At 45.5% G+C, this 14,638-nt stretch carries 13 protein-coding genes; 8 read left to right on the forward strand and 5 right to left on the reverse strand.

Translation table 11 applies throughout. From position 1 onward, the window contains the following. The first annotated feature begins 306 nt into the window (after nt 1–306). The gene (locus K2P83_RS01065) at nt 307–2,193 is read left to right on the forward strand and encodes a multicopper oxidase domain-containing protein (RefSeq protein WP_292926020.1); all 1,887 of its coding nucleotides are present in this window, start codon (nt 307–309) and stop codon (nt 2,191–2,193) included. A 166-nt stretch (nt 2,194–2,359) separates the two neighbouring features. Here K2P83_RS01065 and K2P83_RS01070 read toward each other — a convergent pair whose 3' ends face one another. The 3 genes from K2P83_RS01070 to K2P83_RS01080 form a co-directional block, all read right to left on the reverse strand. Continuing rightward, on the reverse strand, nt 2,360–3,379 hold the full coding sequence (locus tag K2P83_RS01070; RefSeq protein WP_292926021.1) for a UDP-N-acetylglucosamine 2-epimerase: 1,020 nt from the start codon (nt 3,377–3,379) through the stop codon (nt 2,360–2,362). A 35-nt stretch (nt 3,380–3,414) separates the two neighbouring features. Next, nucleotides 3,415–3,978, reverse strand: coding sequence for an SGNH/GDSL hydrolase family protein (locus K2P83_RS01075; protein ID WP_292926022.1), 564 nt, complete (start codon nt 3,976–3,978; stop codon nt 3,415–3,417). Between the two features lie 301 nt (nt 3,979–4,279). Then, nucleotides 4,280–5,254, reverse strand: coding sequence for a Gfo/Idh/MocA family oxidoreductase (locus tag K2P83_RS01080; protein ID WP_292926023.1), 975 nt, complete (start codon nt 5,252–5,254; stop codon nt 4,280–4,282). Between the two features lie 249 nt (nt 5,255–5,503). Here K2P83_RS01080 and K2P83_RS01085 point away from each other — a divergent pair, with 249 nt between their 5' ends. The 7 genes from K2P83_RS01085 to K2P83_RS01115 all read left to right on the forward strand — a co-directional run bounded on the left by K2P83_RS01085 (nt 5,504) and on the right by K2P83_RS01115 (nt 12,951). Continuing rightward, nucleotides 5,504–6,691 (forward strand): radical SAM protein, encoded by a 1,188-nt coding sequence (locus K2P83_RS01085; RefSeq protein WP_292926024.1) that lies wholly within the window; start codon nt 5,504–5,506, stop codon nt 6,689–6,691. Nucleotides 6,692–6,764: 73 nt separating this feature from the next. Next, on the forward strand, nt 6,765–8,663 hold the full coding sequence (locus tag K2P83_RS01090) for an alginate lyase family protein (protein WP_292926025.1): 1,899 nt from the start codon (nt 6,765–6,767) through the stop codon (nt 8,661–8,663). A gap of 255 nt (nt 8,664–8,918) precedes the next feature. Beyond that, on the forward strand, nt 8,919–9,419 hold the full coding sequence (locus K2P83_RS01095) for a low molecular weight protein-tyrosine-phosphatase (protein WP_292926026.1): 501 nt from the start codon (nt 8,919–8,921) through the stop codon (nt 9,417–9,419). Next, entirely contained in the window at nt 9,419–10,525 is a 1,107-nt protein-coding gene (locus K2P83_RS01100) for an S-(hydroxymethyl)glutathione dehydrogenase/class III alcohol dehydrogenase (RefSeq protein WP_292926027.1), read from the forward strand. The genes K2P83_RS01095 and K2P83_RS01100 overlap by 1 nt, the downstream gene beginning before the upstream one ends. A gap of 2 nt (nt 10,526–10,527) precedes the next feature. Continuing rightward, a complete protein-coding gene (gene fghA / locus K2P83_RS01105) occupies nt 10,528–11,370 on the forward strand; it encodes an S-formylglutathione hydrolase (RefSeq protein WP_292926028.1) in 843 nt (280 codons plus the stop codon). Nucleotides 11,371–11,512: 142 nt separating this feature from the next. Continuing rightward, complete coding sequence (locus K2P83_RS01110; protein WP_292926029.1) at nt 11,513–11,989, forward strand: hypothetical protein; 477 nt, start codon at nt 11,513–11,515, stop codon at nt 11,987–11,989. 119 nt (nt 11,990–12,108) lie between these two features. After that, nucleotides 12,109–12,951, forward strand: coding sequence for a hypothetical protein (locus K2P83_RS01115; protein ID WP_292926030.1), 843 nt, complete (start codon nt 12,109–12,111; stop codon nt 12,949–12,951). A gap of 197 nt (nt 12,952–13,148) precedes the next feature. Here the strand turns inward: K2P83_RS01115 and rdgB are convergent, their stop codons facing one another. After that, the gene (gene rdgB, locus K2P83_RS01120) at nt 13,149–13,751 is read right to left on the reverse strand and encodes an RdgB/HAM1 family non-canonical purine NTP pyrophosphatase (protein WP_292926031.1); all 603 of its coding nucleotides are present in this window, start codon (nt 13,749–13,751) and stop codon (nt 13,149–13,151) included. After that, nucleotides 13,744–14,481, reverse strand: a complete 738-nt coding sequence (rph, locus tag K2P83_RS01125; RefSeq protein WP_292926032.1) for a ribonuclease PH — start codon at nt 14,479–14,481, stop codon at nt 13,744–13,746. Before rph ends, rdgB begins: the two co-directional genes overlap by 8 nt. Nucleotides 14,482–14,638: the final 157 nt, after the last annotated feature.

The following is a 14,638-nucleotide window of genomic DNA, read 5'->3' on the forward strand; positions in this document are numbered from 1 at the left end:
AAAAGCGACTTTTAGTACTTCTATTCCCTTCAATACATTTCAACGTGCCTTTTTATAATGATACGGCTTGATGGTCGATTGCAGTCATTGAACTCGTAACCTAATCAAGTGATATCAAGGATATTTAGCACTCCAGCATGATGCGGCTGGAATTCTTGATTCAATCGATACTTTTTCTCCGGACCCAGTCATTTCAGTCGTCTTATTCATGACTGGTTAATCAGCAACTCATTAGGAATAATGAAATGAAAAAAAAAAGCCTATCAGTTATTTACCATCCAGTTAATCTTCTTTGTTTTTCTCGTCATGACGATCGCATTGACACATGCGCTTGTTCACGCTGCGCCACTGCAAATGCCTGTATCAGCCAGTTCCGGTTCCACGAAATCATTAAGTGTGCAATTGGATGTTGAGTCCGCCCAGTACACACTGCTTGGCCCATCGCCGACTGCCAAGAACGGCCCCAGCGAGAATCCGGTGGTAAGTGCGCGCGGAGCAAAACTCGCTCATAGCAAGCCAACCGCTTCCCAATCTGCTAACCATTTACTGGTTGGGCCTACGTTACGCGTTCGCCCTGGAGACAAGCTGAATATTCTTTTCCGGAACAACCTCGACTATGAGAAATCTGCTGGAGATGCAAGCCATAGCACCACTAATCCGCATGGATTTGATGTCATCAATCTGCATACCCATGGATTGCACGTTTCACCCAACAGTCCGAGCGATAATGTATTGCTGAATATTTTTCCTAAGAAAACACCTAAAGAACCACTGAACGAATGTTACGCTGAATTCGGCAAAGAAAATTGTGTGACAGAGAAATTTGCTTATGCGTACAAAATTCCCGCCAACCACCCTTCCGGCACCTACTGGTATCATGCGCACAAACACGGTGCGGTCGCAATGCATTTGGCCAATGGCATTGCCGGCGCCTTAATCATTGAAGATCCGGTGCATGGTTTGGAAAGCTTGCCCGCAGTGCAAAAAGCGCGCGAACAAATTATCCTGTTGCAGGAAGTCGCTTACGGCGGCAATTATCCGGATAACACCGGCTCAGGCACTGAAAAAGATCCCTATCGCATCGACTGCATGAGCGTCTACGGCAATCAAAAAGGTTGCGCATTCGGTGGACAAAAACCACCCGCCCCTGGTATTACCAATACCGAATTATCCGTCAACGGCCAGTTCCAGCCATCGATCACCCTATCGACCAACGAGGCGCAGCTTTGGCGCGTGATTAACGGTAGCATCGGCAATGTCATCCCGATGTGCCTGATGCCTGTTAATCAGCCAAATGCTAAAGCCGCCACAGCAACACTGTCGGCGTATGTTCTAGCGGCAGATGGGGTCCCAGTGCAAAATCCCAATGCCGGAAAAAACGATCTACCGATACTCTTGACCAACCCGGTTGTGAAACCAACTGATGGCGCAGGAGTATTGAACAATGAACTGCTCTTCCTGGCCGCAGGCCAAAGACTCGATTTAATGGTAAAGGCGCCATCCACACCGGGCACTTATGCTCTGTATGATGGCGTTGATCAATCCGGCAATGCGATTCCCAGAGATCAATTATGCCAAGCATCCACCTATGCGCAGCTAACTCCGATCCTCACCGTGAATGTCGAGGTCAGCACGAGTGAAATTGTCTACAACACCGACGTACCAACGCAACAAGCAGTCAACAAACTAATAGCACCAGCAACGATCACATCCGCTGAAAGCCCCGAGTTACCTACCCAAGGTGCTGTCTTTGGTTTCACCAATAGCGAATTCGCCCCAATTGACGGTGGCGCATCGGTCATCAACGCCAGAGTTTTCAATCCCATCCGCAGCCAGCGTAATCTCGAATTGAAACAAGTTGATCTATGGTCAGCACAAAGCGCCGTGGGAACGCATATGTTCCATATCCATATCAACTCATTTCAATTGGTTTCGCGCGGGCAAGTGAAATATCCGTTCCCCATCTGGCGGGATACTTTGCTGGTAGAGACACAATCCGATAAGGAAGGGAATGCAGAAATCGGTGATATCGTGCAATTCCTGCAAAAACCGCTAGACTACACCGGCTCCTTGGTCATGCACTGCCATAATGTTTTTCATGAAGATAATGGCATGATGGAATTGGTGAGGATTTTACCGTCTTCCAGCAGCAGTCATAAGCCTGCGCACAAGAAACATGCGGGAGTGCCCTGATTCGGTTGCTGCTATATATGCGGTTCAGATTTTAGAATAAAAATTTGAACCGTATTATCACTTTCACAACAAAGGAGACCTAAGGAAACACTGATTTAATAAAGAACCTCGCCGCAAGAAACCTGGAATATAGCCCGAAGAGATTTAAATTCAATCAGTGCGCCAGTTAATAAGTACGCCAATTCGAGAAGCATTCCTGTAGCGTTTTTACAATCCTTTGACCGGCGCCAGATTCTCCATATACAGGTGGAAATGGTTGATTGTGGCAATGTCGTTGCGAACGTACTCTGTCGCGGATAATTGTTGGAGAAAAACCGGTTAGAACATTGGCACCCGCTACGATGGTTTCCGATCGTTCCGTATTGTCTCGCACGGTCACACAAGGTACACCTAGAATATACGCTTCTTCCTGAATACAGCCGCTATCGGTAATAATTAATTCTGCAGATTTCTGATAAGAAAGTGATGTCAATGGATCTACGGAATCAATCACTTCTATTCGTGACAAAAGATCTAAGCTAAGTCCATGCTCTTTCATAGTTGCCCGTGTCCTTGGGTGCATGGGAAAAATCATAGCATCGAATTCATCAGCTAATGCATTGAGTGTTAAAAAAACATCAATCATTCTTTCACGGCTATCGGTAAATTCTTTGCGATGCAAAGTGATATAGGCATAGGTATCGGAACGCAGTTTGACAAGCTCGTCAGAAAAATCCTGAATAAGATCAACAGTCGTATTACCTACATTGAAAATTCGTCCACGCAAATCCGGAATTTTATTTAAATATTCGGCATGCTGCTGGGTATAAGTAAAGAGATAATGAGCTGCACTATCCACCATGATCCTGTTGCGTTCTTCGTACATGCAATTATCAAAAGCACGCAGACCTGCTTCGACATGTACCAATCCAACATCAGAATAAACAGCAGCAATCCCTCCGATAATGGATGCGGCAGTATCTCCATTGACCAGAATCAAATCAATCTGGAGCAAGTGAATGAGGTCGCAAACCCAGTCAATGGCGGCGCCAATACGATATGATTGAGGAAAAATAAAGTCAGGCACATAACCCATTTGAGAGAATATGGCTTCTCGCAGCAGAGGATCTTGATGTTGATTGGTATGCAGAACAACGAAATCTACTTCAGCCGCGCGTAGCGCCTGAACGATAGCATAGTTCTTCATCACCTCGGGCCGGGTCCCGAGGACAATCCCAACTTTCACCGTGCGAGGATAGCTTGGGTAAATGATTCGGCTACAAGACGATTTCCTAATTCATTGAAATGAACAGAATCGACATAGCAATTACGACTGAGCTCATTGAAAGGTACCCAGACTATATTTCTATTTTCTTCTGTAACTTTCATGATAGCTGCATTGTATAAATTACGTTTCTCAGCGGTTTCTTTGCAGAAAAAGATATGCCCATCTGGATAGATAGGCGGAATCTCGCCGCAAAAAACTGCTTTGTATTTCTTGATCAGAAAGGTTCTGATAATTTGACGATAATATTCTTCGAACAAATCTAAAGGTGTTTCGTTGCCAACATCATTAGTACCGATAAGTATGCATGCTTGATAGGTATCACTGACAATTTCAATTTCGTTATTAAGTAAGAACCACAGATCTCGAGCGGTATATCCATTAACGCTGCGATTGATCGTTCGCCACTGATACGGAGTATGCTCAGTCAATATCCGAGCTAAATACAAAGGATAGCAACCATAAGTTCGAGCGCCAAAAGTTTGACTATCTCCGATGCAAAGCAAGTTTTGGTAATGCATATCACGACTTCCTAACTTATTGATAAATTGTAAAAATAAAAGATATTGGAGATTCTTTAGAATCTGCACGAATACTCCGAGTTAATAACAGAATGGTTCTATCATCCTGTTATTCCTTGAAAAAATGTTTGTACTCATTGTTGAGAAGTAAGTTTGAATCATCTTATTACTACTCTATAAATCAGGACCAAGCTGAACATATACCGTAGTCTTTAGCTTACAAAGGAATTGATTCCATTAGTTGAATTAGTTATGAAGTTATTCCCTACACAGAGAATAGTGTGTATCTCTTGGGCAACTCTTATTCTCCGGGATACTTCAGTCCGACTTTCGCTCTTATTTGATCCAATATCTCCATTCGAGCAAGCGTATCTGCAAGAGAAACGGTAGTGCTTTCCAGTTTATTTTCTCTGATGCATCGATTCACCTCAGCCGCTTCAAAGTGATATCCCGCCTGATTCCAGGTAATCCGAGGTAATTTCTTAGCGCGCCATAGCAAGGATAACCGGGCGCGCCAAAACAAAGGAATCCAGACTATCCCCTCCGTGCCAAAAATAAATGCATTATGCAGCGTGCGTGTACGAACAGCGCTTGACAGCAGGGCAAGTTGACCATGAGGATACTTCAGAACGATTCCGGCCTGCTCGTCAACCTCAGTTATACCCAGACAGGCAAGTGCCTGAATATCAGTTGGCTGAGAACCCAATAGTTGAGATGCCAAGGCAATCGGGTAAATACCGACATCAAGAATCGATCCGCCGCCAAGCATCGGATTAAGAATTCTATATTCAGGATCCCAAAGAGCGCGGAATCCGAAATCGGCTTTCAGCATGCGTACTTCTCCAATCATGCCATTTTTGATCCAATACATGGCGCGCTGATAGGCAGGGTTAAATCTTGACCACATGGCTTCCATCAGAAAAAGTTTCTTTTGATGTGCGCAGGCAATCATCTGGCTGGCTTCTGCAGCATTTAGTGCAAATGGTTTCTCGCAGAGAACGTGTTTGCCGTTCTCGAGACACAACAACGTATGTTCTTTATGAAGATTATGTGTTGTTGCCACATAAATAACATCGATATTGGGATCTGTCGCCAATTCCGCATAAGATCCATAGGCATGTGGAATATGATGTTTGGCAGCGAATTTTGTCGCACGCTGAAGGGATCTTGCTGCTACAGCCATGATTTCCGTGTCTGGAACTTTTCTGAGATCGGTAGTAAAACGATCGGCAATCCGTCCAGCACTTAAGATACCCCATCGAATGGGCACGTTCATGGAATTTTCCTTGGATCGATGTGACAAAATATCTCTCAGTTTTGAGATGCCCGAACTGTCTGCATTCAGACTAGTATTGAAATTGGACAGCATTGTATCGGTGCACCAAAGTTTCTCCTAGTTGTATTTCAACAAAATGAGGTAACTCCCTATTTGCTAAAGGGTTGCCAAATCTGTTAATTACTCTACACTCGTTGGGCGATTTACGACTCATCATGATTCAATCAATGGAAACAAGATAACCAACATATGCCGAGTCACACAAAGAAAGTTGAGATTAATCTGGGGTATGCGTGCAATGCGAAATGTCCTTTTTGCTATTACTATGATTCCGTAGTCACCAGAACCAATGAAGATACGTTGACTACCGATGAAGCGATGCAGCAATTAAAACTAGCCAGAAATCTGGGTATCACAGAGATTGAGTTTACCGGTGGCGAAGCTACGCTGCGTAGTGATTTACCGGCGTTGATCACTTATGCCAAGAAAGTGCTTGGCTTCTCCATTGTTTGCCTGATTACCAATGGTATTCGGTTGTCCAAAATGGATTATGCCGTCAGTCTGGTTGCTGCCGGTATCGATGACATTCTGTTCAGTATTCATGGGCATGATGCCCATACGCATGATGATTTGACGAAAGTACCGAGAAGTTTCCATCACATCATGCAAGCCATCGATAACGCCAATGAGCTAGGTATCCGTGTGCGCACCAATACGGTAGTTTGCAAATCGAATCATCAGCATCTGACTAAAATCATGCGGCTATTAATTGATAAGCAAGTCGATAATATTAACTTTGTGATGTTCAACCCGGTATTGCAGGCAAAAAACATTGATATCGTTCAAGAAGTGTATGTCAACTATGCTGATGCAGGCCGGGAAATCATTCGCGCCATCCAGTCATGCGAAGCTGAATTGCCCCACTTCAACGTAAGATACATGCCTTTTTGTTTTCTACCGGGTTATGAGCGATATGTTACCAATATGGATCAAATGACGTTTGATCCTGATGAGTGGGACAATTATGCGAGTTTTAGAATCAGAAAGGGCCGCTTGATATCCTGGCTATCTGCGGCGATGGGTATTTTGAAAATACCCTACCTTCCATTTATTGTTCGACATGGCTGGAAAGCTACCTTTACGGCCGCGATCAGTCGATTTTATGTGATGAAAGATCGTGTCAAGACAAAACAGTGCAAACAATGTGCCTATGAGAATGTATGTGATTATCTTTATCGTCATTATTACGCTATTTATGGGGCAGCCAATATGATTCCGATAACAGGGAAGAAAGTGAATAATCCCGCGTGGATTATGAGCTCGGCGAAGATTCGTCAACCGGGTGTGTTGCCACAAAAGCCCAACCGATCGGCAAAGACACAAGATTCCTTACCATGGAAGGATCCGGAAATCACGCGGCAAATCACTGGTGAATGATGAGGATGATAGGGGTTGCCATTTTGAGATTCAATGTTGATCGATACACACAACGAATGCGCTGATATCATTCATGTATCTCGAAGAATTCAAGTATCGCATGGTGAGAAAGGCATCGCTTGTCGGTATGTGGATCAGAATGCGGATAGGTTACGGATTGCCATTCAAGAAAACGATCCTTGCAGACAATTACGGATTTTGTAATAGCAAACAACCCTGTTTGCCTTCTTTGCCTTGGAGTTACCCGGATTTTGACATATCAAAGCTCTCCGCAGCCGATAATGAATCCCTCGAAGGGGTCATTACAACCATAGCCGGGCCGCAGGACAACTGGCATAAAGAACCGGATACCGGATTATTCTGGCCTGTTCAATTTTTTCCCCGAATCGCTTTCCATCCTGGCAATCCCGTTGGAGACATTCAGCGGGTTTGGGAGCGATCCCGATTACAAAACCTGGTTACCCTTGGTCTGATTTGTCGAGTGACGCAGCATGCGAATGCGCAACACTTATTGATCCGAATGCTAGAAAAAAAAATGTTGTCATGGATTGACGGGAACCCATGGCTTCTAGGCATACATTATATTTCCACCATGGAGTGCGCACTCAGGCTAATCAGTATTTGTCATGCATTGGATCTAATCAGAAATCAAAAAGTCAGTCTGCAAGCCTGGCAAGGCGTGGTGTATCTGGTGCATAGCCATGCCTATTTTATCCGGCGCAGATTATGTCTTTATTCGTATGCTGGTAATCATACACTTGGAGAATGCGCAGGATTGATATATGCCGGCTTACTCTTTCCTGAACTACCCGACGCGCAAGATTGGTTGCAAACCGGATTGGATCACATGGAGCGGGAGGCCAATGTGCAAATACTTGCCGATGGCGGCAATCGTGAGCAATCGTTTTGTTATCTGACCATGATGGTCGATCTGTGTGGATTGGTAACGGCGCTATTAAAACATTACGGCAAATCTGTGCCTGATGGCATTGAGCAAGCCTGGATACGCGGCAGCTTTTTTTTGCAAGCATTCGCCGCTTCTCCTGACAGATTGCCCGCTATGGGAGACAGTGATGATGGGTATGCGCTATCTCGCCACCTTCAATTATCATGGCAACCAAACAGTCAATTTCCTGAATTATGCAGGAAACGCTTGCAAGTTTTTGAAGCATCAGGTTTTTCAAAGATCCAGGGTGAAACGGTGCATGGCAATATGCGTTTCACACACGGACAGCTTGGTATTGCGTGTGGATCCGGTCATGGACATGCTGATGCCTTGTCGGTCTGCTGGGATCTGGGTGATAAGCCGACCCTGATCGACCCAGGAACCTATCTCTACGATCGAGATCCGCATTTTAGACGCTATTTCCGCGGCACATCAGCGCATAACACGATTATCGTCAACGCCTTTGATCAGGCGCTGCAAAATACCCAAACATCCTTTGGCTGGCTACAACCCTATAGGGCCGAATTAGTTTGGCAGCAAAACGATCTAGAGGGGAGAATCCTACTATTAGCCTGTCATAATGGTTATGCCGGAATGGGAATCACACACTGGCGAGCGTTGATCTATGATTGTCGATTCGGTTGGGCAATTTGGGATTGCGTCCATGGCACGGGAGAACACCATTTGGCAATGCACTGGCACGTGGATGCGCCGATTGAAAGATCTCGCGGTGAATGGATAGTTGATTGTGCGAGTCAGCCCTGGTTCATCCGCATAGAAGGCGGAAAATCCGATCGTTATTGTGGTAACGAGGATTTGCCATTAGGATGGATTTCCAGAAAATATGCATCGCGAGAACCGATAAACACTATTAAAGCCGAGGTACGTACGCAACTGCCACATGAATTCCTGACCATCATCAGTCCGCAACTAGTCATTCCAACGGAATTGTTTATTGATGATACATTGATCCAAAAGCTGCGGAATCATTGTAAGCGCGGAGTTGGTGTTCAAGTCCAGCATTGAGAATTTTATTTCTTGCTTACTCTCGCAAAAAATAACCATACCTGTTGTTGTGAAGCTTTGTTCGAAAAAATATGCCGACGAATGGAAGTACCTACCTGCCAATATTAAGGCGATTGTGGCTTTAAGTTTCTCCTAAACAAATCCTAACACTGAATTTCGTTTTAACCGGCATCGTGTTACTCTTTATCCTGCATTTTTCAATTTTTTCTGCTTAAACTTGCTACTTTCAAAATCCAATTACACTAACAATTTGCTATGAACCAGAATAAAAAGATAAAAGTATTATTTGTCTGCATGGGGAATATTTGCCGGTCGCCGACAGCCGATGCGGTTTTCCGGCATTTAGTCAAAGCAGCCGGTGTTGATCATCTAATCCACGTGGATTCTGCGGGCACACACGCGTATCACATTGGTAATCCGCCGGATCACCGCGCCCAAAACACAGCACTGCAGCGCGGCTACAAAATGCATGATTTACGGGCTCGTGCAGTTCAATCAAACGATTTTGAGGAATTCGACTACATTCTTGCGATGGATAAGGAAAATCTTTCTTTACTGCAACAACGAAGCCCTCAGCAACACCTCAGTAAAATTCAATTATTCATGCAGTACAGTACCCAAGCTGAACCGGATGTCGAGGTGCCCGATCCGTACTTCGGCGGGAATCAAGGCTTTGAACTGGTATTGGATATGGTTGAGGAAGCCAGCCAGGGTCTGTTGGTGCATCTTCGCAATAATAAAAAGGAAACATTCTGATGAAAACAAGAGCCGCAGTTGCCTGGAAAGCCGGTCAGCCGTTAACGATTGAAGAAGTTGATTTGGAAGGCCCGAAATCCGGCGAAGTATTGGTAGAAATCAAAGCCACCGGCATTTGCCATACCGATTATTACACGCTTTCCGGTACGGATCCCGAAGGTTTGTTTCCTGCCATTCTCGGTCATGAAGGCGCCGGTGTGGTGGTGGATGTCGGCCCCAACGTCAAATCTTTACGCAAAGGCGATCATGTCATTCCGCTCTACACACCGGAATGCCGCGAATGTAAATTCTGTCTTTCCAAAAAAACCAATCTGTGCCAAGCAATCCGCAGTACGCAAGGGCGCGGCGTGATGCCCGACAGTACCTCGCGTTTTTCTCTGGGTGGAAAACCACTGTTCCATTACATGGGCACGTCGACCTTCTCCAATTACACCGTTGTCCCTGAAATCGCATTGGCCAAAATTCGCAAAGAGGCACCATTCGATAAAGTGTGTTACATCGGCTGCGGCGTGACGACAGGCATCGGCGCGGTCATCTATACCGCCAAAGTGGAAGCAGGCGCCAATGTCGCGGTTTTCGGTCTGGGCGGAATCGGTCTGAATGTAATTCAAGGCGCACGCATGGTCGGCGCCGACAAAATCATCGGCATCGACATCAATCCGCAACGCGAAGCGATGGCGCGCAAATTCGGCATGACGCATTTCATCAATCCGAATGATGTGCCTAATATCGTCGATGCCGTGGTGCAATTGACCGATGGCGGTGCTGATTACAGTTTTGAGTGTATCGGCAATACCAAAGTCATGCGGCAAGCCTTGGAATGTACGCACAAAGGCTGGGGGCGCAGTATCATCATCGGCGTGGCAGAAGCGGGTGCTGAAATCAGTACCCGTCCTTTCCAACTAGTGACCGGCAGAAAATGGGAAGGCTCCGCTTTTGGCGGCGCGCGCGGCCGCACCGATGTACCGAAAATTGTCGATTGGTATATGGAAGGCAAAATTGACATCGATTCGCTGATCACGCATACCCTGACGCTGAATAATATCAATGAAGGGTTTCGTTTAATGAAAACCGGCGAATCGATCCGCTCAGTAGTGATTTACTGATCATGACGCCACTGGAAACCCGCAGTCAGCATTCGTGTTTCGACGGAATACAAGGCTTTTACCAGCACCAATCGACTGTTATCGGTTTGCCGATGCGGTTCTCAGTGTACCAACCGCCGCAAGCAAAATCCCAGCGCGTTCCGGTGCTGTTTTTCCTCGCTGGACTGACCTGCACCGAAGAAACCTTCATGATCAAAGCCGGTGCGCAGCACTATGCCGCTGAATATGGGCTGATGCTGGTAACCATGGACACCAGCCCACGCCAGACCGGCATTCCGGGCGAAACCGGTAGCTGGGATTTCGGTGCGGGTGCAGGATTCTATCTGGATGCGACGGTTGAACCCTGGTCGCGCTATTACCGGATGGAAAGTTACGTCACGCAGGAACTGCGCAAAATCATTATCGAAAATTTCCCTGCCGATCAAAACCGCATGGGTATTTTTGGTCATTCGATGGGCGGGCACGGCGCATTGACATTGGCCCTGCGCTACCCGGACATTTACCGCTCGGTGTCGGCATTCGCCCCGATCTGCGCACCGATGCAATGTCCCTGGGGACAAAAAGCCTTCCGCAATTACTTGGGTGAAAATCAGGAAAACTGGCAGAAATACGATTCGACCGCACTCATTGCCGCAGGTCATCGTGTTCCGGAACTATTGATAGATCAGGGATTGAACGATCAATTTCTGGACGAACAATTGCATCCGGATCGATTGGAAAATGCCTGCGCCGCAGCCGGACAGAAACTGACATTGCGTTACCACCAGGACTACGACCACAGCTACTATTTTATCAATACGTTTATCGGCGAGCATTTGAGCTATCATCGAGAGCAACTTGGATAGTTTGCGTGTTACATTTCAAATGTCATGGGGGATAGTATTGTGGATAAACAAGATTCGCGTTATTGCAATTCATTGACAATATTCTTGATTCGCGACCTAACCCTGTCTTGCTAATTGCCGGAAAAACCAAGAGAGATACAAAGTGAATAAATATCTATTGGCATTATGTGCAAGCTTTATGCTTTTTTCATCATCAATCCTCGGCGCAGCTGAAGCTGATAGGTTTTTTGATGCTGCTTCAACACTTAATAGTCGAGGTAGTTCAATCGGAAAAACTATGAGTAAGTATACAAGTGAAACAAAGAAAAGTGGCCATGAACAACGACAGGCTGATTTGGTTTTACTTTGGTCAATAGCAGAAACAGGGAGCATGTGCGCAATTTTGAACGCAAATATAATTGGCGCCGCAGGGATGATGGATAAAAAATCTAGAAACAGCTACATGGAAATGGTCAATGATTCTATTACTATATGCAAGAAAATTATAATAGAAAAGGCCAGATTCTTAGATGTCCTTCCACAGGTTAAAGATGACGAAGTAACCAAGCTATTTGCCACAGAACTCGCTTTCCAATTTCGGGAAATGGATCGAGAGTTCAATGCATTTACATCCAAGTAGTTTTGCGCAAATACTCATAACCCGGTGTTCGAGCGAGACGCCGCAAAAGTACGACGCCCCTCAACTTTACGGTATGAGTAATCTGGAATTCTGGCTTACCTGTAAGAATAGTAAATTCAATGATTGATTTGGAAAGGTCAAACAGACAACGATTTGGATATGAAGCGATTAGCTCTCATGTTGAAGGAATCGAAAGAATTTATTCTAAATCAAACATTCGTATTACTCATCAATTATTTAGTCTGCTAAAAGATGCCAAAGATTTGGCTGCGCAATGGGCAGAAGGAAACATTGTTGAAACTGATATGAATAAATTATTCAACTCTCTTCATATTGAGAGAATCTATGGCGGAATTAAGCTATTGGACGGTTATGATAATAGAGAAAAATATTTAAAAGATCTTCTCAATGGAACTCTGGATTTTTTTCTTAGAGAGAGTTCGCATGCAAAAAGTATATTTTGGGAGCTGGAAGTATTTACAAAAATCAAGAAAGTCATACCTGATACTCATTTAAACGAGCCAGACATCGTTGTTGATATTGGCAGGTATAGTATCGCCATACCCTGTAAAAAGATATTTTCAGAGAAGGGTGTTCCTAAGGTGCTCTCGAACGCAGTCTCCCAAATTGAAAAACAGCATGAGTTCGGTATTGTCGCTATAAATGTAGATGACCTTATCCCAGAAAGGGTGTTGTTAAAGGCGAGGACATTCCAAGAAGCTGGTAACAAATTGCACGACCAGAATATAAATTTTTTAAAACGATATGAACGTCATTTCTTAAAATATCTTTCTGCTAGCAGAATTATTGCAGTCATCGCATCTACATCTATGGTTACTGACATTTTGGATGAATCACCAAAATTCAACAACTTTAGCCAATGGTCTATTTGGACTATCCCTGGATTGCAATCAGATCATAAAAAATCAATAGATGAATTTCGGAGCAAAGTAATCGGATGACATTGTGTAATATTCCTCATAACAATCGCGTCAAATTCGACGCTCGTACCTCGTGTGCTTTACGCTAACGCTAACGTTATGCCTACTGACACCCGCATTGCTGACCAAAGCCTGGGACCAGGTCTAGAATTAAGAATTTTTTGTTTCTGTGAAGAACTACCCTGATGAGCCAAGGAAATTTTGTAAGTTATTGGTTTTTAGAATTTCCCAGCACGTAAAATTTCCGCCAATTGTGCCAGCGCCTTACCGCGATGACTAATTAAATTCTTCTGTTCAGCAGAGAGCTCAGCCGATGTTCTACCAAACTCGGGCAAAAAGAAATACGGATCGTAACCAAACCCCTCATCTCCCCGCGGTTGATCAATAATTTCACCATACCACGAACCATCGACGATAATCGGTTGCGGATCATCGGCATGGCGTACCAGCACAATCACGCAATAATAATAAGCGCGCCGGTCTGAGTTATTTTTAAGCGCTTCAATCAACTTCAGGTTATTGCGTTCATCGGACTTTGGCTCTCCGGCATAGCGCGCGGAATTCACGCCGGGTGCACCGTTTAAGGCGCTGACACAAATCCCGGAGTCGTCGGCCAGCGCCGGTAATCCTGAACAGCGGCTGGCATGGCGTGCCTTGGCTAGCGCATTTTCAACAAAGGTGCTATGCGGTTCATCAATTTCGCCCGCGTTAAAAGCCGATTGCGGTATTACTTCGATGGATAAAGGTGCCAGCAAGGTATTTATTTCACGTAACTTGCCTTGATTATTACTCGCGATAACCAGTTTTTCCAGCTTAGCCATGACTTGCCGTGTCCTGTGCCAAAACTTTTTTCTGTAAGGCGATGAGTTCTTGTATGCCCTGCTGCGCCATATCCAGCATGCTATCCAATTCCTTGCGGCTGAATGCGGCTCCTTCCGCGGTTCCTTGTACTTCGATCATCCCCAGGTTTCCAGTCATCACCACATTCATATCCGTATCACACGAAGAATCTTCAACATAATCCAGATCCAGCACTGGGATTCCCTGATGAATACCCACTGAAATCGCCGCCACATGGTCAATGATCGGCGTAGTTTCAATCAGTTGCCGGTAAATTAATTTCTCGACTGCGTCGTGCAAAGCTACAAAAGCCCCCGTGATACTGGCGGTCCGGGTGCCGCCATCGGCTTGAATCACGTCACAGTCGATTTGAATGGTGCGTTCTCCCAATTGCTTTAAATCAACAACGGCGCGCAAAGCACGTCCGATCAGACGCTGAATTTCCATCGTGCGCCCCGATTGTTTGCCTTTAGCCGCCTCGCGTTGCATGCGTGAATGCGTTGAGCAAGGCAACATGCCGTATTCGGCAGTCAACCACCCCTGCCCCTGGCCTCTCAAAAACGGGGGGACTTGTTCACTGATGCTGGCTGTGCAGACGACTTTGGTGTCGCCGCACTCGATTAAAATGGAACCGTCTGCATGCTTGGTATAGTGACGTGTGATTCTAACGGGGCGGATTTGAGCGGGTGTGCGCTGGTAACTTCGTGTCATAGTCAATAAAATTCCGGAGTGAAAAACTGAAGGAAATGCTGATTAATTAACTGCACGAGCGAATCACTTCGTTGCGCGGCACTCACTCCCTCGCCTATCATATTGATATGTCTCGGTTGTTGCGTTCCGTGCGCCTCGTGCTTCATCTCGTTCGCCG

This window comes from Nitrosomonas sp., assembly GCF_019752415.1.
Lineage (GTDB): Bacteria > Pseudomonadota > Gammaproteobacteria > Burkholderiales > Nitrosomonadaceae > Nitrosomonas.

Excerpts from the sequence above, each read along its gene's own strand:
- K2P83_RS01065 (WP_292926020.1), top strand. The coding sequence starts at position 307 with ATGACGATCGCATTGACACATGCGCTTGTTCACGCTGCGCCACTGCAA.
- K2P83_RS01070 (WP_292926021.1), bottom strand. The coding sequence starts at position 3,379 with ATGAAGAACTATGCTATCGTTCAGGCGCTACGCGCGGCTGAAGTAGAT.
- K2P83_RS01075 (WP_292926022.1), bottom strand. The coding sequence starts at position 3,978 with ATGCATTACCAAAACTTGCTTTGCATCGGAGATAGTCAAACTTTTGGC.
- K2P83_RS01080 (WP_292926023.1), bottom strand. The coding sequence starts at position 5,254 with ATGAACGTGCCCATTCGATGGGGTATCTTAAGTGCTGGACGGATTGCC.
- K2P83_RS01085 (WP_292926024.1), top strand. The coding sequence starts at position 5,504 with ATGCCGAGTCACACAAAGAAAGTTGAGATTAATCTGGGGTATGCGTGC.
- K2P83_RS01090 (WP_292926025.1), top strand. The coding sequence starts at position 6,765 with ATGTATCTCGAAGAATTCAAGTATCGCATGGTGAGAAAGGCATCGCTT.
- K2P83_RS01095 (WP_292926026.1), top strand. The coding sequence starts at position 8,919 with ATGAACCAGAATAAAAAGATAAAAGTATTATTTGTCTGCATGGGGAAT.
- K2P83_RS01100 (WP_292926027.1), top strand. The coding sequence starts at position 9,419 with ATGAAAACAAGAGCCGCAGTTGCCTGGAAAGCCGGTCAGCCGTTAACG.
- fghA (WP_292926028.1), top strand. The coding sequence starts at position 10,528 with ATGACGCCACTGGAAACCCGCAGTCAGCATTCGTGTTTCGACGGAATA.
- K2P83_RS01115 (WP_292926030.1), top strand. The coding sequence starts at position 12,109 with ATGATTGATTTGGAAAGGTCAAACAGACAACGATTTGGATATGAAGCG.
- rdgB (WP_292926031.1), bottom strand. The coding sequence starts at position 13,751 with ATGGCTAAGCTGGAAAAACTGGTTATCGCGAGTAATAATCAAGGCAAG.
- rph (WP_292926032.1), bottom strand. The coding sequence starts at position 14,481 with ATGACACGAAGTTACCAGCGCACACCCGCTCAAATCCGCCCCGTTAGA.